The organism is Streptomyces sp. NBC_00335, from assembly GCF_036127095.1.
In the GTDB taxonomy this organism is placed as follows: domain Bacteria; phylum Actinomycetota; class Actinomycetes; order Streptomycetales; family Streptomycetaceae; genus Streptomyces.
This window is the reverse complement of the sequence record NZ_CP108006.1, coordinates 5,737,623-5,755,333: the sequence shown is the minus strand read 5'-3', so window position 1 is coordinate 5,755,333 and position 17,711 is coordinate 5,737,623. Positions and strand designations below refer to the sequence as shown.

Annotated in this window: 16 protein-coding genes and 2 tRNA genes; 1 reads left to right on the top strand and 17 read right to left on the bottom strand. The window is 71.8% G+C overall.

All coding sequences use genetic code 11. The features are described 5' to 3' along the window. Nucleotides 1-313: 313 nt before the first annotated feature. The 12 genes from OHA37_RS40810 to OHA37_RS25845 form a co-directional block, all read right to left on the bottom strand. A complete protein-coding gene (locus OHA37_RS40810) occupies nucleotides 314-940 on the bottom strand; it encodes a helix-hairpin-helix domain-containing protein (RefSeq protein WP_443046217.1) in 627 nt (208 codons plus the stop codon). A gap of 551 nt (nucleotides 941-1,491) precedes the next feature. Beyond that, complete coding sequence (locus OHA37_RS25895) at nucleotides 1,492-2,337, bottom strand: DegV family protein (RefSeq protein ID WP_266908961.1); 846 nt, start codon at nucleotides 2,335-2,337, stop codon at nucleotides 1,492-1,494. 369 nt (nucleotides 2,338-2,706) lie between these two features. Continuing rightward, complete coding sequence (locus tag OHA37_RS25890) at nucleotides 2,707-3,381, bottom strand: hypothetical protein (RefSeq protein ID WP_266908960.1); 675 nt, start codon at nucleotides 3,379-3,381, stop codon at nucleotides 2,707-2,709. 188 nt (nucleotides 3,382-3,569) lie between these two features. Then, nucleotides 3,570-6,443 (bottom strand): leucine--tRNA ligase, encoded by a 2,874-nt coding sequence (leuS, locus tag OHA37_RS25885; RefSeq protein WP_266908959.1) that lies wholly within the window; start codon nucleotides 6,441-6,443, stop codon nucleotides 3,570-3,572. Nucleotides 6,444-6,760: 317 nt separating this feature from the next. After that, nucleotides 6,761-6,833, bottom strand: a tRNA-Ala gene (locus OHA37_RS25880). Nucleotides 6,834-7,065: 232 nt separating this feature from the next. Next, a complete protein-coding gene (locus OHA37_RS25875; protein ID WP_007264019.1) occupies nucleotides 7,066-7,299 on the bottom strand; it encodes a hypothetical protein in 234 nt (77 codons plus the stop codon). Between the two features lie 136 nt (nucleotides 7,300-7,435). Next, nucleotides 7,436-7,508 (bottom strand) — tRNA-Ala (locus OHA37_RS25870). 112 nt (nucleotides 7,509-7,620) lie between these two features. Continuing rightward, nucleotides 7,621-8,310 (bottom strand): histidine phosphatase family protein, encoded by a 690-nt coding sequence (locus tag OHA37_RS25865; protein WP_266913098.1) that lies wholly within the window; start codon nucleotides 8,308-8,310, stop codon nucleotides 7,621-7,623. Continuing rightward, entirely contained in the window at nucleotides 8,307-8,753 is a 447-nt protein-coding gene (rsfS, locus tag OHA37_RS25860) for a ribosome silencing factor (RefSeq protein WP_250739445.1), read from the bottom strand. Before rsfS ends, OHA37_RS25865 begins: the two co-directional genes overlap by 4 nt. A gap of 141 nt (nucleotides 8,754-8,894) precedes the next feature. Further along, a complete protein-coding gene (locus tag OHA37_RS25855) occupies nucleotides 8,895-10,613 on the bottom strand; it encodes an LCP family protein (RefSeq protein ID WP_266908958.1) in 1,719 nt (572 codons plus the stop codon). Between the two features lie 23 nt (nucleotides 10,614-10,636). Further along, nucleotides 10,637-11,254: a nicotinate-nucleotide adenylyltransferase gene (gene nadD, locus OHA37_RS25850; protein ID WP_243334788.1), complete on the bottom strand. Its 618-nt coding sequence runs from the start codon at nucleotides 11,252-11,254 to the stop codon at nucleotides 10,637-10,639. An 80-nt stretch (nucleotides 11,255-11,334) separates the two neighbouring features. Beyond that, nucleotides 11,335-11,502 (bottom strand): hypothetical protein, encoded by a 168-nt coding sequence (locus OHA37_RS25845; protein WP_266877591.1) that lies wholly within the window; start codon nucleotides 11,500-11,502, stop codon nucleotides 11,335-11,337. A gap of 141 nt (nucleotides 11,503-11,643) precedes the next feature. Here OHA37_RS25845 and OHA37_RS25840 point away from each other — a divergent pair, with 141 nt between their 5' ends. Then, complete coding sequence (locus tag OHA37_RS25840; protein WP_266908957.1) at nucleotides 11,644-12,765, top strand: M48 family metallopeptidase; 1,122 nt, start codon at nucleotides 11,644-11,646, stop codon at nucleotides 12,763-12,765. A gap of 2 nt (nucleotides 12,766-12,767) precedes the next feature. Here OHA37_RS25840 and OHA37_RS25835 read toward each other — a convergent pair whose 3' ends face one another. The 5 genes from OHA37_RS25835 to proB form a co-directional block, all read right to left on the bottom strand. Then, on the bottom strand, nucleotides 12,768-13,940 hold the full coding sequence (locus OHA37_RS25835; protein ID WP_266908956.1) for an SCO2583 family membrane protein: 1,173 nt from the start codon (nucleotides 13,938-13,940) through the stop codon (nucleotides 12,768-12,770). 68 nt (nucleotides 13,941-14,008) lie between these two features. After that, on the bottom strand, nucleotides 14,009-14,578 hold the full coding sequence (locus tag OHA37_RS25830; protein ID WP_266908955.1) for an SCO2584 family spore wall biosynthesis protein: 570 nt from the start codon (nucleotides 14,576-14,578) through the stop codon (nucleotides 14,009-14,011). A gap of 77 nt (nucleotides 14,579-14,655) precedes the next feature. After that, nucleotides 14,656-15,933 (bottom strand): glutamate-5-semialdehyde dehydrogenase, encoded by a 1,278-nt coding sequence (locus OHA37_RS25825; protein WP_266908954.1) that lies wholly within the window; start codon nucleotides 15,931-15,933, stop codon nucleotides 14,656-14,658. A gap of 143 nt (nucleotides 15,934-16,076) precedes the next feature. Next, entirely contained in the window at nucleotides 16,077-16,487 is a 411-nt protein-coding gene (locus OHA37_RS25820; protein ID WP_442813288.1) for a hypothetical protein, read from the bottom strand. A gap of 85 nt (nucleotides 16,488-16,572) precedes the next feature. Continuing rightward, complete coding sequence (gene proB / locus OHA37_RS25815) at nucleotides 16,573-17,700, bottom strand: glutamate 5-kinase (protein ID WP_266908953.1); 1,128 nt, start codon at nucleotides 17,698-17,700, stop codon at nucleotides 16,573-16,575. Between the last annotated feature and the right edge of the window lie 11 nt (nucleotides 17,701-17,711).

Genomic DNA, 17,711 nt, shown 5'->3' with positions numbered 1-17,711 from the left:
GGCCCCACCAACCGCAGATCCACCGGCCCCAGCTCCGGCCCGGCCGAACCCCGCCCCACCACTTCCCGCCCGGCCGAACCCCGCACACGCGCACCCCGCCCGACCGCCTCCCCCGAGGCCGAACCCCGCACACGCGCACCCCGCCCGACCGCCTCCCCCGAGGCCGAACCCCGCACACGCGCACCCCGCCCGACCGCCTCCCCCTCGGCCGAACCCCGCCCACGCAGACCCCGCCCGGCCGAACCCGGCCCCACCGGATCCCGCGCGCTCAACCCCCGCCCGGCCGGACCCGGCCCCGCTCCGCCGCCCCGCCTCACGGCCGCACCAGCTCGCGCAGATCGGCGAATCGGCGCTCACCGATCCCGTTGACCTGCCGGAGCTCCTCCACCGAGCGGAAGCCCCCGCGCACCGTGCGGAAGTCCACGATGTGCTGCGCGAGGACCGGGCCAACCCCCGGCAGGCCGTCCAACTGCTCGGCCGTGGCCGTGCCGAGGCTCAGCGGCCCGGAGGCGGGACCTCCCCGGCCGGTCGGCGGCGGCGGGGCCGGAGCGCCGACCAGTACCTGTTCGCCGTCCATCAGGACCCGGGCCCGGTTCAGCCCGGTGGTGTCCGTCCCGGGCCGCACTCCCCCGGCGGCGGCCAAAGCATCCTCCACGCGAGAGCCGGGAGGCAGCTTGCGCACTCCGGGGTCTCGGACCTTGCCGCTGACGTCCACCAGGATGGGACCGGCGGCAGGACCCGCCCGTGCCGCGGTCGGGGCCGGCAGGGCGGCCGCCGCGGGCGCCACCACGGCGGGCGCGGTCACCGGCCGGGGCCTGGCCGCCCTGTACTGCTGTGCTGCGAACCCGACCGCGACGACCAGCACCACCGAGACGGCGGCCACCGTGCGCGGCTCCACCCCACAGCGGGTGTGCAGCCACAGGGGCAGCCGCTCCCGCACCGCGAGCCACCGTAAAGCCCCACCGGGTGCCTCCCGACCCTCGGTCGGGGCCTCCGCCTCGGCCCGGGCAGGCGCCTCGACCGGGGCCACCGCCCCGCCCCGGGCAGGCGCTTCGGTCGGAACCCCCGCCCCGACCCGGGCCGGTGCCTCACACCGGACCCCCGCCCCGGCCACGGCCGGCGGCTCCGCCCGGACCGCGGCTTCGGGCTCCGCCACCGCCCCGACGGAGCGGGCGCCCGGCGGCTCCGCCCCGCCCGGGGTGCCCCCCGGCGGCGGAGCGCCCGGGGGCCGGCCCGCTCCGAGCAGGGCCTCGGCCCGGCGTCGCACCACCGCGGGATCGGGGCGGCCTGGTCGCTGTCCGCGGCGGTGGCGAAGACGGCTGTCGGAGAGACGGGGACGGCCGGGGCCACTGGTGGCGCCGGCGGGACCTGAGGTGCGCGTACGAAGAGTCATGGCACGACGGTAGGGCCGCACCGCGAGACGCGTTCGGAAGCCTCAGTTCCGGTGGATGACCGGACCGTTGTGGATATCTCCGTCACCCGGTCCGGTGATCAGCGCGGGGAGACGACCGCCGCCAGCAACCCCGGTCCGGTGTGTGCGCCGATCACCGCGCCGACCTCGCTGACGTGCAGCTCGACCAGCCCGGGGATCCGCTCGCGAAGCCTCTGCGCCAGCTTCTCCGCGCGCTCCGGGGCAGCGAGGTGGTGCACGGCGACGTCGACGGGGCCGGACCCGGCGCGCTCGACGGCCAGCTCCTCCAGGCGGGCGATGGCCTTGGAGGCCGTACGCACCTTCTCCAGCATCTCGATCCGCCCTCCGTCCAGCGTCAGCAGCGGTTTCACCGCGAGCGCCGAACCGAGGAGGGCCTGCGCGGCCCCGATGCGGCCTCCGCGGCGGAGGTAGTCGAGGGTGTCGACGTAGAAGTACGCGGACATCCCGGCGGCCCGCTTCTCGGCCGCGGCGACGGCTTCGTCCAGGGACCCCCCGGCCTCGGACACCTCCGCCGCGGCCAGGGCGCAGAAGCCCAGGGCCATGGCGACCATGCCGGTGTCGACGACGCGGACGGGCACCGTGGCGGTCTTCGCTGCCAGGACGGCGGCGTCGTAGGTGCCGGAGAACTCCGCGGACAGGTGCAGGCTGACGATGCCTGTCGCACCGGCCTCCACGGCCGCCCGGTAGGCGCGGGAGAAGTCCTCGGGGCTGGGGCGGGACGTGGTGACCGAGCGGCGCTTCTGCAGGGCCAGGGCGAGGCTCTTGGCCGAGATCTCGGTGCCCTCTTCCAGGGCCTCGTCGCCGAGGACCACGGTCAGCGGGACGGAGGTGATTCCGTGCCGCGCCATGGCCGGTTGGGGCAGGTAGGCCGTGGAATCCGTGACGATCGCGACATGGCGGGACATGAGGCGGAGGTTACCGGCAGTGGGGGTGTTCCGGCAGCCCGGGTCTGCCGATGGGCCTCGGGCCCCGGGTCCGGGTGGCCTGTCGCCGGGCTCCGAGCAGTCCGCGGGCACGCCGCCCCAGGTTCCGGACGGGCTCCGGACGGACTCCGAACACGCTCCGGCCGCAGGTGATCGGCCCTGCGGGGCCGGGTCCCCCACCCGCCCTTCCACCGTTCCCCGGGCTCGGCCCGGAGCCGCGCCTCAAACGCCGGCGGGGCTGGGAAAGGGTACCGGGCTGAGCCCGGACCCCCTGGGGCTCCGCCCCAGACCTCGGTCCTCAAACGCCGGACGGCTGGAAACACCCAGACCTGGATCCGGATGCGGCCCGGCTCAGGTCGTCGCTTCCGGGCGGCGGGTCTTCTGCCAGGGGTACTGGGGGGTCGGGGCGGGTTCCGAGAGCGCCGGGGGCTCGGGGGTGTTCCACGTGGGAGTCGCGTGCGGGAGGTCGTCGGCCGGTGCGCGGGACCAGTCCCGCAGGGCGCCCGACTCGACGTCGATCTGTGCCGACAGGTGCGACAGGTCGTCCTCCGCGAAGCGCCGTGCGCGGTCGCGCGCCGCCCAGCGCAGCGAATCCGCCGCCTGCGTGATCTGCGCCGTGCGCTCCCGCAGGTCCGGCATGACCGCCGCGATCCGCTGGCGGTCGGGCTCCGCCTCCAGGCGCTTCAGTTCGTCGTCGAGTTCGTGCCCGTGCACGCTCAGCCGCTCGAACAGGCCGATCGACTCCTTCAGCGAGGCGTCCGTCTGGACCCCCTCGTACAGCGCCTGCTGCGTCGCCCGCATCGAGTTCCGCAGGTCCAGTCGCAGCGTGGCCAGCGTGCCCGCGACACCGACCTGGCCGAAGCTGCGGGCCTTCAGGGTGGTGTCCTCCACGGTGCGGCGGGCTTGGGTGATGGTCCGGTCCACGCCGCGCGCGGCAGCCTTGACCACCTTCGTCGTCACATAGGCACCGAGCCCCAGAAAGGCGAACAGCAGCACCAGGGCCACGATGATAAAAGCCGCCTCCATGAGGGTCCCTTCCCCAGCCGATTACGTCCCTTCCACCGTAAACGCCACGGGCAGGCCGCGGGTTCCAATCGAACCCCCAACCTGCCCGTACGGGATTACCCCTACTCGCGTCAGACGGCTCCGTCAGACGGAGCCTTCAGACGGAGCCGTCACACGAAGACATCGCGCGAAGACGTCACACGAAGACATCAGACGACGATGTTCACCAGCTTCGGCGCACGCACGATCACCTTGCGGATCTCCGCCCCGCCCAGCGCCGCCACGACCGCCTCGTCGCCCAGCGCCAGCTGCTCCAGCTCCGCGTCGGAGATCGTCGGCGAGACCTCCAGGCGGGCCTTGACCTTGCCCTTGATCTGGACGACGCACGTGACGCTCTCGTCCACGACGTACGCCGGGTCCGCGACCGGGAAGTCCTGGTGGACGACCGACTCGCCGTGGCCCAGGCGCTGCCACAGCTCCTCCGCGATGTGCGGGGCCAGCGGAGCCACCAGCAGCACCAGCCGCTCGGCGACCGAGCGCTCCAGCGGCCGGCCCGCCTTCGTCAGGGTGTTGTTCAGCTCGGTGATCTTCGCGATGGCGGTGTTGAACCGCAGTCCGGCCATATCGCCGCCGACCCCGTCGATCGCCTTGTGCAGCGCGCGCAGGGTGGCCTCGTCCGGCTCCCCGTCGACGACCGTCACGGCGCCCGACTCCTCGTCCACCACGTTGCGCCACAGGCGCTGCAGCAGCCGGTACTGGCCGACCACGGCCCGGGTGTCCCAGGGACGGGAGACGTCCAGCGGGCCCATCGCCATCTCGTACAGGCGCAGGGTGTCCGCGCCGTACTCCTCGCAGATCTCGTCCGGCGTGACGGCGTTCTTCAGGGACTTGCCCATCTTGCCGTGCTCACGCTTGACCGGCTCGCCCTGGTAGAAGTAGCCGCCGTCCCGCTCCTCGACCTCGGCCGCCGGGACGTACACACCGCGCGAGTCGGTGTACGCGTACGCCTGGATCATGCCCTGGTTGAACAGCTTGTGGAACGGCTCCACCGAGGAGACGTGCCCCAGGTCGAACAGCACCTTGGACCAGAAGCGCGCGTACAGCAGGTGCAGCACCGCGTGCTCGGCGCCGCCCACGTACAGGTCGACGCCGCCGTGCGGCTGACCCTCGCGCGGGCCCATCCAGTACTGCTCGATCTCGGGGTCGACCAGGGCCGAGCCGTTGTTCGGGTCCAGGTAGCGCAGCTCGTACCAGCAGGAGCCGGCCCAGTTCGGCATGGTGTTGGTCTCGCGCCGGAACGGGCGCACCCCGCGCCCGTCGCCCAGGTCCAGCTCGACGTTGACCCACGCCTGGTTGCGCGACAGCGGGGTCTCCGGCTGGGAGGCCGCGTCGTCGGGCGCGAAGGTGCGCGGCGAGTAGTCCTCGACCTCCGGCAGCTCCAGCGGCAGCATCGACTCGGGCAGCGGGTAGGCGACGCCGTCCTCGTCGTAGACGATCGGGAAGGGCTCGCCCCAGTAGCGCTGGCGGCTGAACAGCCAGTCGCGCAGCCGGAAGTTGACGGTGCCCTCGCCGATGCCGCGCCCGGTCAGCCACTCGGTGATCGCGGCCTTGGCCTCGACCACGCCCAGACCGTCCAGCGAGACGCCCTCGCCCGTCGAGTTGACGATCGTGCCGTCGTACGAGGAGAACGCGCCCTCCCACTCCAGCGGGTCGGCGTCGCGGTCGTCCGTGGGCTGGACGACGCAGCGCATCGGCAGCTCGAAGGCGCGCGCGAACTCGAAGTCGCGGCTGTCGTGCGCCGGGACGGCCATGATCGCGCCGGTGCCGTAGCCCATCAGCACGTAGTCCGCGATGAAGACGGGCACCTGGTCGCCGCTGACCGGGTTGGTCGCGTACGCGCCGGTGAAGACGCCGGTCTTGTCCTTGGCCTCGGCCTGCCGCTCGACGTCCGACTTCGCGGCGGCCTGCTTGCGGTACGAGTCCACGGCCTCGGCCGGGGTCGCGTTGCCGCCGGTCCACAGCTGGTGGGTGCCCTCGGGCCATGCGGCCGGGACGATCTTCTCGACCAGCTCGTGCTCGGGGGCCAGCACCATGTAGGTGGCGCCGAACAGCGTGTCGGGGCGGGTGGTGAAGACGGTGATGGCGTCGCCGTCGCCGACCGCGAAGTCCACGCGGGCGCCCTCGCTGCGGCCGATCCAGTTGCGCTGCTGCAGCTTGATGGCCTCGGGCCAGTCCAGCGCGTCCAGGTCGTCGATCAGGCGGTCGGCGTAGGCCGTGATCCGCATGTTCCACTGGCTCAGCTTGGACTTGAAGACGGGGAAGTTGCCGCGCTCGGACCGGCCGTCGGCGGTGACTTCCTCGTTGGCCAGTACGGTGCCCAGACCGGGGCACCAGTTGACGGGCGCGTCCGAGGAGTACGCCAGCCGGTACTCGTTCAGTACGTCGGCGCGCTCGCCCGCGCTCAGCGCGGCCCAGGAGGCTCCGCCGGGCAGCTCACGGGAGCCGTCCTCGAAGGAGGCGACCAGCTCGGCGATGGGCCGGGCCTTCGCGGCGTCCGCGTCGTACCAGGAGTTGTAGATCTGCAGGAAGATCCACTGGGTCCACTTGTAGTAGTCCGGGTCGATCGTCGCGAACGACCGGCGCTTGTCGTGGCCCAGACCCAGCCGGCGCAGCTGGACCTTCATGTTCTCGATGTTCGCCTCGGTCGACACGCGCGGGTGCGTACCGGTCTGCACGGCGTACTGCTCGGCCGGCAGGCCGAAGGCGTCGAAGCCCAGGGTGTGCAGGACGTTGTGGCCGGTCATCCGCTGGTGGCGGGCGAAGACGTCGGTGGCGATGTACCCGAGCGGGTGGCCGACGTGCAGCCCCGCACCCGAGGGGTACGGGAACATGTCCATGATGAACTTCTTCGGGCGCGCCACCACCGCCGCGTCGCCGGCCAGGTCACCGGTCGGGTTGGGAGCCTCGTAGGTGCCCTGCGCGTCCCATACGTCCTGCCAGCGTGCCTCGATGTCGGCGGCCATGGCAGCCGTGTAACGGTGCGCCTCGGCCGCCTCGGGGGCCGGGGTGTTCGTCTCGCTCATGATTCCTGAAGCTCCATCGATCGTCTCTGCCGGTTCTGCTGCCCAAACGAAAAAACCCCTCGCACAGGAGGGGGCGCCGCGCCGGGGCCGACCGCTTCGTGGGGTCGGAACTGTTCAGCGCGGCTCGGTAAGCAGAAGGCGTACGGCACGCATGGCGTCAGGGTACCGCAGCGGCCCCGAGGGGCGCTCGACCCTTCCGGCCGGTGGACGCACGACCGGTGGACGTCCAACCAGTGGACGCCCAACCAGTGGGCACACAAACGGTGCACGCACAACGAGAAGCGGGCCACCGTTTCCGGTGGCCCGCTTCTTCACTGTGGAGCTATGGAGAATTGAACTCCAGACCTCCTGCATGCCATGCAGGCGCTCTACCAACTGAGCTATAGCCCCTTGTCTTGCCTGCCGCTTCGTGGCCCGTTTCCGGTCCCCCTTGGCGACATCCCAAACATTACACGGTGATGGCCCTGGTCCAAAAATCGGTTTCCGCGAGCTCCGGGCCATGTCCGTTTCATGGCGATTCGTCACATGCCCCGGCTCGTTGCGCATACCTACGCCATGCCGTTCCGTGCCCCTACGTCATGCCGTCCCGCGTCACCGGCTCACGCCGTTGCGCGTCCCCGCGTCACGCCCGCGCGAACTGGTAGAACCGCTTCAGCGTGCAGTGCTCGTCGAGCAGCCGCCCGTAGATCGGCTCGCCCTCCAGCTCTCGGTACGTCTCGATCGGGTCGCCTTTTATGATCAGCGCCCGCGCACATTCCTCGCACCAGTACTGGTAGTCGGGGTTGACCGGCTCCATGTCCCGCACGATCGGCGTGCCGTTGTTGCACCAGTCGCACCGCCGCCGGTGTGCACCCATCCGTCAGCGACTCCCTCCCGCGTCGGGCCGTCGTCGTCCCCCTCCGGCCGTCCGATTCTGCCATGCCGGTGCTCGCTCGGGCAGCTGTGGACAAAAGCAAAGATCCCGCCCCCTGTTGGGGACGGGATCTTGATTGTGGAGCTATGGAGAATTGAACTCCAGACCTCCTGCATGCCATGCAGGCGCTCTACCAACTGAGCTATAGCCCCGCTCTCCGCGACGCTCCCCCCGTTTCCGGTGTTCTGCGCTGCGAACAAGAAGAACTCTAGCCTGTGACCAGCCGGAAAGTGAAATCCGGGTGGGAGCCGCTCCGAGGTGGGCTCAGTCGTCGTCGCCGAGCACCGGTTCGGGCAGCGTGCCGGCGTTGTGTTCCATCAGCCGCCAGCCTCGCGCGCCCTCGCCCAGGACGGACCAGCAGCAGTTGGAGAGCCCGCCCAGACCCTCCCAGTGGTACGAGTCCAGGCCCAGCAGGCGGCCGATCGTCGTACGGATGGTGCCGCCGTGGCTGACCACCACGAGCGTGCCGCCGGGGGGCAGCCGGTCGGCGTGTTCCAGCACCACCGGCGCGGCCCGGTCGGCGACCTCGGTCTCCAGCTCGCCGCCGCCGCGGCGGACCGCCTCGCCGCGCTTCCACGCCGCGTACTGGTCGCCGTACTTCTTCAGGATCTCGTCGTGCGTGAGGCCCTGCCATTCGCCGGCGTACGTCTCGCGCAGCGCCTCGTCGTGCGTCACTGCCAGACCCGTGACGGCCGCCAGCTCGGCAGCCGTGGCGGCGGCGCGCATCAGGTCCGAGGCGACGATGGCGTCGGGCTTCAGCGAGGCGAGCAGCCGGGCGGCACGGCGCGCCTGCGCCACACCGGCCTCGGTCAGCTCGATGTCCGTGGAGCCCTGGAAGCGGCGCTCCAGGTTCCACGAGGTCTGGCCGTGCCGCCACAGGACGATCTTGCGGCTGGTCCGGCCGTTCCCGCTGGTCGTACCGGCACCGGTGGTGCCGTCGTGGGTCGCGCTCAGAACAGATCACCGTCCAGTTCGTCGTCGCCCTGCGCGGCGCGCAGCGCGGCGTGCTCCTCGGCCTTGCCCTTGGTGAGCTTGGCGTCCTCGGGGAGGTCGATCTCGGGGCAGTCCTTCCACAGGCGCTCCAGCGCGTAGAAGACGCGCTCCTCGCTGTGCTGCACGTGGACGACGATGTCGATGTAGTCGAGCAGGATCCAGCGGGCGTCGCGGTCGCCTTCGCGGCGCACCGGCTTGGCGCCCAGCTCCTTCAGGAGCTTCTCCTCGATCTCGTCGACGATCGACTTGACCTGGCGGTCGTTGGGCGCCGAAGCGAGCAGGAAGGCATCGGTGATCGACAGCACGTCGCTGACGTCGTACGCGATGATGTCGTGCGCGAGCCGGTCGGCCGCGGCCTGGGCGGCGGCGGTGATGAGCTCGATGGAGCGGTCCGTGGCGGTCACTGGCCATGCTTTCGGGTTGGCGGGCAGATCCTTACAAGGGTCTCATGTACCGCCGACACCGCCCGCGCGCAGCGTGCCGCGCGGGCGGAGCCGCACCCGACGGGTGCCGCCGGAGCAGGCCGCAGTAGGCCTCCCGAGGGGTCAGGACGGTTTGTAATCCTTGCCCAGCGTCACCACGACGTCCGCGTTCACCGCGTTCTCGGCCTTCTTCACGGCCGTTTCGGGCAGGCCCAGCGTCTTGGCGACCTCGATCGCCTTCTCCCGTTGCGCGTCGTCCTGGTACGTGATCTGCGACGCGGCCGCGGTCTTGTCGGCCTTGCCGCCGTCCACGAAGGTGTAGCCGCCGTTGAGCAGGGCCGCCTTCGCCGCCGTGCCCGTCTTGTCGTCGCCGGTGGCGTCCTTCAGGCCGACCCGCGGCAGGGCCCCGGGCTGGGCCTCCGTGACGGTGCCGCCGAGGATCTCCTTGACCACCTTCTTGTTGGCGTCGTCCGTGAGGCCGCCGTCGGGCTTCACCCCGAGCACGTCGGTGCGGTACTTGCCCACCTTGGCGTGCTCGCCGAGCTTGGCCAGCAGCGCGCCGAGCGTCTGCGCGTTCAGCGCGGGGTCCAGGATCTGCCCGGTGGTCTCCACGGTCATCGCCGCCGACTTCGGATCGCCGGGCACCTTGCGCAGCAGGCCCAGCAGGACCTTGCCGAGCCGGTCGAGCTGCTTGGCCTCCGGCTCGCCCTGCGCGCGGTACGTGGCGTAGGCGACCGCCATCGCACCGCTGAGGCTCTGCTTCGGTCCCTGGCCGACGGCGGGCACCTTCGCCGCGTCGTCCGCCGGGACGGCCACGTCGGTGTCGACCTCGATGCCGCCGACCAGCTCCACGAAGTTTTCCAGGAAGGGGGTGTCAAGCCGCCAGGTGCCGCCGATGCGGGTGCCGAAGACCGAGTCGAGGGATTCCCGTACGCCCAGGCCGCCGTCCGCGACGGCCTTGCCCAGCTGGGACGTGGTGCCGTCGTCCTTGGAGACGTTCAGCGTGTTCGGCACCAGGACGGTGGCGCCCTGCTTGGTGGTCACGTTGTCGACGAGCAGCGCCGTGGAGGTGCCGCCCTTCTTGGTGTTGTGCACGTGCACGACGATCATGTCGCGCTTCTGCGGGCCGGTGGCCGACGCGCCGTCCGACGCCTTGCCGGGGGCCTCCAGGAAGGGCAGCTTGTCCGCGTACCAGAGGTAGCCGAGGCCCGCGACGACGAAGAGCGCCAGGACGACGATCAGCGCCACCACCCGGTTGCGGCCGCGCCGGCGGGCCTCCTCGCGGCGCTCGGTCCGGCTCTCGGTGAAGGCGAGCCAGTCGATGACGTCCTCGGAGTCCTCGTCCGGCTGGTCGATGAAGGCGAACTGCTCGGTCTGGTACGAGGACCCCTGCCCCGGCCCGTCGGCCCGGCGGGGCTCCGGGACCTGCGGCGCGGGACGGAACTCCGGCTCGGGCGCGGTGGCCCGCAGGGGCGCCTGCGCCGGGGCCTCGGGGGCGGCCTGCTGCGGGATCCACTGCTGGGTGGCCTGGGTGTCGTACTGCGGCACGGACTGGGTGTCGTACCCGTACTGCGGGGCCTGTGTGGCCTGCGGGTACTGCTGCTGGGGCTGCTGCGGGTAGTACTGCGGCGGCTGCTGCGGCGGCTGCTGCTGTCCGCCGTACCCCTGGTAGTCGTAGCCGTAGCCCTGCTCGTACTGCTGCTGCTGTTGCTGCTCGTAGGGGGGCTCGGGGGCGGGCTGCGCGGGCGCCTGGCCGTACAGCGGCCGCCCGTACGCGTCGTAGCCGACGAGCTGCTGCTCCTGGCCGGCATACGGGTCGTACGGCTCGTGTCGGTCATTCACCGCGGGCCCCTCTCTCCGGAAGCTCAGGCTCCCCGGTACAGCTCACGCTTGTCGATGTAGCGGACCACGCCGTCGGGCACGAGGTACCAGACAGGATCCCCCTTGGCCACGCGGGCACGGCAGTCCGTGGACGAAATGGCCAGCGCCGGAACCTCGACGAGGGAGACGCCGCCCTCGGGCAGGCCGTCGTCGGTGAGCACGTGTCCCGGCCGGGTGACACCGATGAAGTGCGCGAGGGCGAAGAGCTCCTCGGCGTTCCGCCAGGTCAGGATCTGTGCAAGGGCGTCGGCGCCGGTGATGAAGAAGAGGTCGGCGTCGTCGTTGAGGGCGCTCAGGTCCCTCAGGGTGTCGATCGTGTAAGTCGGCCCGCCGCGGTCGATGTCGATGCGGCTCACCGAGAACTGCGGGTTCGAGGCGGTCGCGATGACCGTCATCAGGTACCGGTCCTCGGCGGACGACACGGCCCGCTGCGACTTCTGCCACGGCTCGCCGGTCGGTACGAACATCACCTCGTCGAGGTGGAACAGCGCGGCCACCTCACTGGCGGCCACCAGGTGTCCGTGGTGGATCGGATCGAATGTCCCGCCCATCACCCCGAGCCTGCGCTTCACCGGGCCGGTAGGCATTTCCTGCTCTCCCATGAGCGCAGAGCCTACTGGCCCGGTGGCGCGGCAGGGACCCGCCTACGGGCGCGTACTCGGCGGACCGGGCCTTGGGGGGTTCAGCGGTCCCGGTTCAGGCGCGTGGTGACCCACAGCATCAGCAGGAGGATGCCGAAGGCCGCGCCACCGGTCAGGTACGGGCTCAGGCTGTCGTGGTTGCCGCCGTGCTTCTCGGCTCCCTCGGAGGCGAGAACGACCAGGTTGTGGGCGGTGGAGGCGAGGCTCATCAGGCAGGTACCTATCGAGTCGGGGAGCGGGCGGAGATTTCGCTCACATCGTATGCGGGGGCCTGGGGCACGCTCACGCCGACTCAGGCGTTGGAGAGGATAGACGGGCGGCCAGCCGCACACATCAACGGGGAGGGCGCTATGACGGGGACGGGATTCGAGAAGGCACCGGCGCGGGACCGAAAGAGGTTCCCCGGTATTTCCTCACGGGCGTACGAGCATCCGGCGGACCGGTCCGCGCTCGTGGCCCTGCGCAAGCTGACCGGCTTCGACACGGTCTTCAAAACGCTGAGCGGGCTGCTGCCCGAGCGCAGTCTGAGACTGCTCTTCCTCTCGGACTCCGTCCGGGTGGGCGAGACGCAGTTCCCGCACCTGCACGCGATGCTCCTGGACGCCTGTTACATCCTGGACCTGGAGAAGGTCCCGCAGATGTACGTCCAGCAGGACCCCAAGCCCAATGCCATGTGCATCGGGCTGGACGAGCCGATCATCGTGGTCACCACGGCCCTCGTCGAGCTGCTCGACGAGGAGGAGATGCGGGCGGTGGTGGGCCACGAGGTGGGCCACGCGCTGTCGGGGCACGCCGTGTACCGCACGATCCTGCTGTTCCTGACGACCCTGGCGCTCAAGGTCGCGTGGATCCCGCTGGGCAATGTGGCGATCATGGCGCTCGTGACGGCGCTGCGCGAGTGGTTCCGCAAGTCGGAGCTGTCCGCGGACCGGGCCGGGCTGCTGGTGGGACAGGACGTGCACGCCTCGATGCGCGGGCTGATGAAGCTCGCGGGCGGCAACCACCTCCACGAGATGAATGTCGACGCGTTCCTCGCCCAGGCCGAGGAGTACGAGGAGAGCGGCGACCTGCGCGACTCCGTCCTGAAGATCCTCAACGTGCTGCCCCGGACGCACCCCTTCACCACGGTGCGGGCGGCCGAGCTGAAGAAGTGGTCGCAGAACCGGGACCACCAGCGGATCATGGACGGCCACTACCCGCGGCGCGAGGAGGACAAGGACACCTCGGTGACCGACTCCTTCCGGCAGTCCGCCGCGCACTACGCCGACACGGTGCGCACGAGCAAGGACCCGCTGCTGAAGCTGGTCGGCGACATCGCCGGCGGCACGGCGGACCTGGGCGGCAAGCTGCGGGAGAAGTTCTCGGGCATGGGTGCCGCGGGTGCGGGCGGCTCCTCGGGCAGCAGCGGCAGCGCCGAGAACAAGGGCAAGGACACGGACACCGGCAAGGGCGGGGCTACGGAGCAGGGCTGACGCTACCCCGGGGCGGACGGGGACGCCGGGGCCCGCAGCGTCCCCGGCGGCTCCGGCGTGGCCGTCGGCGCGAGCACCCCGCACAGCCCGGCCGTGCGGCGCGGACTGCCACTGGCGTACGGGTCGGTCGCCGCCGGGCCGGTGGTGGTCGGCCCGGCGCCGGCCGTCAGTGGGCGGAAGCCTGCGGCCGGGTCGGCGGAGCAGGCCTGCGGGCCGGCCATCACGTAGGCCGAGACGAGCTCCGCCCGCCGTGCCGTGAGGTCGTCGCGGTCGAAGCGCAGCCGCAGCTCCCGGCGGACGGTGAAGAGCGAGGCCCCGTCCACCGCGGCCGGATGGCCGGTGGCCGGACGCACGGCGTAGACGAAGGTGTGGTCGGAGGTCACTTCCAGTGCGTTCGGGGCGGTCTCCGCGAAGGCGAGTACCCCGCTGACGCGGACCCGGGTGTCGGCCACCACGGCGGTCGCCGGGTCGAAGCGGACCAGCCAGCCGGTGACGGCGTGCCGCCCGTTGCCGGACGGCGCGAGCATGCTCTGGTCGAACTGCGTCACCTGGTCGGGGTCGAGCAGCACGCGCACCGGCCGGGAGGCCTCGCCGGACAGGACGTCGGGGTCCAGCGAGGACTGCACCAGGTAGTCCTTGGCGACGGTCAGCGCGGTTTGGACCTGCTCCTCGCTGAAGTGGCGGGTGCGGCGCACGCCGGGGAAGGTGATCCCGGCCGCCCCGACGCGGTACTGGGCCGCCGGACTCTGCGCGTACAGGTCCGCGGGCCGGCCGCCCGGCACGGCCTCGGTGGGCGCGAGCGGGACGACGGTGCTGCTCATCGCCTCGGCCGGGTCCCCGGCGGGCGGCACGTAGGGATTGCGCATGCCCATGTAGACGGCGCCGGCGAGCGCCAGGGCGATGCACAGCACGATGATCCGGCCCTGCCGGGCCGCTCCGCCGCCGGAGCCGCTGCGGGATCCCGGATGGCCCCCGCCGCTCGACCAGATCGACCGGCTCCGTACGGCGCGGGCGTGCTCGCCCATGCGCTCCTGTGCGGAGAACTCCTGGAGCCGGGCAGCCCGGACGAAGTCCTCGTCGAACACCACCGACCGGTACTCGTCGGACCGGAACTCGTCGTCGGCCCCGCCGGCACCCTCGGGGGTGCCGTTCGGCGGATCTCCTGGCTTGGCCATCGCTTCTCCCCGCTGTCCCCGCTCCAGAGAAGCCCCCGGCTCCGGCGATGGGGAGCGGGGTCGTACCTTCAGGGTTGGCGGCTGACGCGGTCCATAAACGCTCCGGCGCCGGTGACTTCGCCCATCGGGGTGCTGGCGGGGGCCGGAGCCTGCTCCGCGTCGCTCGCCGCGCTGCGGTACACGGCGCTGAAAGCGAGCGCGATCATGCCGAGGCCCATCACGAAGGCGAGCACCCAGGCGACCGGGCGGAGCCACGGCGAGCGGCCGCGGTAGGGGCGCAGACTGCCGCCGTAGGCCCCGTACGGGCCCTCCGCGGAGCCGGCTCCGTGGCTGTGCTCCCAGCCGGAGTCCTCGGAGTGGTAGCCGTCGGCGCCGCCGTAGGCGTACGCGTCGTAGTCCTCGTCGCCCGTCCAGCCGCCGGCGAAGGCGGCGCGGGCGGCCTCGGCCGCCTCGGCGCGCGCCCGATCGCCGGCCCGCTGGCGCTCTGCGGCGCTCGGTTCACGGATCTCGGCGTTCCGGACGAAGTCCTCGTCGAACACCACGGAGGCGAAGTCCTTGTCCGCGCCTCCGCGGTCGTCTGCATTTTCTTCGGGGGTCCCGTCGTCCGGGAACGGTTTGCCCCCCACGTCGTCCGGCACGAGACCAGCGTAGACCTGAGGGGCACCTTTGGGCAGGGCGTACGCCGAAATCCGGCCACACCGCGTTCAGGCGGCGACTACCGTACGTGACCGTCGCCGGTGACGATGTACTTGGTCGAGGTGAGCTCGGGAAGCCCCATCGGGCCCCGGGCGTGCAGCTTCTGCGTGGAGATGCCGATCTCCGCGCCGAAGCCGAACTGGCCACCGTCCGTGAACCGGGTGGAGGCATTCACGGCAACCGTGGTCGAGTCGACCAGCTGGGTGAAGAGGCGCGCGGCGGCCTGCGAGGTGGTGACGATCGCCTCGGTGTGGCCGGAGGTCCACCGGCGGATGTGGGCGACGGCCTCGTCGAGGGAGTCCACGACACCGGCGGCGATGTCGTACGAGAGGTACTCGGCGGCCCAGTCCTCGTCGGTGGCCGCGAGGGCGGTGACCTTGGAGTCCTCCGCGTACGCGAGCACCCGCTCGTCGCCGTGGACGGTCACGCCGGCGTCGGCGAGGGCGTCCAGGGCGAGCGGCAGGAAGGCGTCGGCGATGTCCCGGTGGACGAGCAGGGTCTCCGCGGAGTTGCAGACGGAGGGCCGCTGGGCCTTGGAGTTGACGAGGATGTCCACGGCCATGGCCAGGTCGGCCTGGTCGTCCACGTAGACGTGGCAGTTGCCGGTACCGGTCTCGATGACCGGGACGATGGACTCCTCGACGACGGTCTTGATGAGCGAGGCGCCGCCGCGCGGGATGAGGACGTCGACGAGGCCGCGGGCGCGCATCAGCTCGCGGACGGAGTCGCGGGACTCGCCCGGTACGAGCTGGATGGCGTCGGCGGGGAGACCGGCCGATACGACGGCGTCGCGCAGGATGGCCACGAGGGCGGTGTTGGAGGCGTAGGCCGAGGAGGAGCCGCGCAGGAGGACGGCGTTGCCGGACTTCAGGCAGAGGGCGGCGGCGTCGACGGTGACGTTGGGGCGGGCCTCGTAGATGATGCCGACGACGCCGAGCGGGACGCGGATCTGGCGGAGGTCGATCCCGTTGGGGAGCGTGGAGCCGCGGACGACCTCGCCGACGGGGTCGGGCAGGGCCGCGACGTCACGGACGTCGGAGGCGATGGCCGCGATGCGGTCGGGGGTGAGGGTGAGACGGTCGATGACGGTCTCACTGGTCCCGGCTGCGGCCGCCTTCGCCGTGTCGACGGCGTTGGCCTCGACGATCTCGGCCGTACGGGCCTCCAGCGCGTCGGCGATGGCCAGCAGGGCCCTGTCCTTCGCGGACCGCGGGAGGGGGGCGATGGCCGCGGCGGCGGTCCGGGCGGCTTGCGCGGTGGCGATCACGGGCGAGGTCGTGGCATCGAGCGAGGTCATGCCGCCAGGGTAATCCCCGTCCACCCCTGGGCCGATGGGGTTCCACCCCGCGAGACGCACCCTTTTTGACGCGGGCGGGGTGCTTGCCACAGCCGCCTGTTGCCGGGGCGCCGGGACGGCAGTGGCAAACACCTCGACCAGCGTCAATAGGGGTGCACGCCCATGGGGTGGGCCGGGGGTGGACCGTAGCCTTCGGCGACGCGCTGGTGGTAGGTGGCGCGGTCGATGACTTCGAGGCCGACGATCTCCCAGGGCGGGAGGTTCGCCGAGGACCGGTGTTCCCCCCAGAGCCGCAGCGCGACGGCCGCCGCGTCGTGGAGGTCGCGGGCTTCCTCCCAGTAGCGGATTTCCGCGTGGTCGTCGGCGTAGCGGCTGGTCAGCAGGAAGGGGTGGTCATGGGCGAGCTGCTCCAGCCCACGGCGTACGTCGGACAGCGGCGCGGGCTTCCCGGAGACGCTCAGGGTGATGTGCCAGAGACGGGAGGCGTCCCGGTCCTCCCCGGTCCCACCGACGTCACCGTCCCCGGTGCCGACGCTGGTCAGCGCTCGTCTCACCAGCCGCCTCCTTGTCTGCGCTACGCCTGTCCGCCTCTCACAGTTGACCAGTCCTCGGCTCGCCGCGCGGCGGTTTTACCGAACCTCAGCCCTGCAGCAGGACCAGATCGTCGCGGTGGACGACCTCCCGCTCGTACTCGGGTCCGAGTTCCCGCGCGAGCTCGCGAGTGGAGCGGCCGAGGAGCTGCGGAAGCTCCTTGGCGTCGAAGTTGACGAGGCCGCGCGCCACCGCCCGGCCGTCGGCCGCGCGCAGTTCCACGGGGTCCCCGGCGACGAAGTCGCCCTCGACCGAGGCGATGCCGGCGGGCAGCAGCGAGCTGCCGCGTTCGGTCACCGCGCGGACGGCGCCGTCGTCCAGTACGAGGTGCCCCTGCGGGGTCGAGGCGTGCTGGAGCCAGAGCAGCCGGTCCGTCGAGCGGCGTCCGGTGGAGTGGAAGTGGGTGCCGGTCGCCCGCCCGGCCAGGGCGTCCGCGGCCTGGCTGGCCGAGGTCAGGACGACCGGGATGCCGGCCGCGGCGGCGATGCGTGCCGCCTCGATCTTGGTGGCCATGCCGCCGGTGCCGACGCCCGCCTTGCCGACGCTGCCGATGGTGACGTGGGCGATGTCCTCGGGGCCGCGCACCTCGTCGATGCGGGTGGTGCCGGGCTGGGACGGGTCCCCGTCGTAGAGCCCGTCCACGTCCGAGAGCAGGACGAGGAGGTCGGCGCGGACCAGGTGGGCCACGAGGGCCGCGAGCCGGTCGTTGTCGCCGAAGCGGATCTCGTCGGTGGCGACGGTGTCGTTCTCGTTGACGACGGGCAGCGCCCCCATGGCCAGGAGCTGGTCCAGGGTCCGGTAGGCGTTGCGGTAGTGCGCGCGCCGGCTCGTGTCGTCGGTGGTCAGGAGCACCTGGCCGACGCGTACGCCGTACCGGGCGAAGGAGGCCGTGTAGCGGGCGACGAGCAGGCCCTGGCCGACGCTCGCGGCGGCCTGCTGGCGGGCCAGGTCGGTGGGGCGGCGGCGCAGGCCGAGCGGGGAGAGTCCGGCGGCGATGGCTCCGCTGGAGACCAGCACGATCTCCTTCTCGCCGCCGCTGCGCGCCTTGGCCAGTACGTCGACCAGCGCGTCCACCCGGTCGGCGTCGAGTCCGCCGGCCGCCGTGGTCAGGGAGGAGGAGCCGACCTTGACCACGATCCTGCGCGCGTCGAGCACACCCTGCCTAGCCGCTGACACTTCTGTCCCCT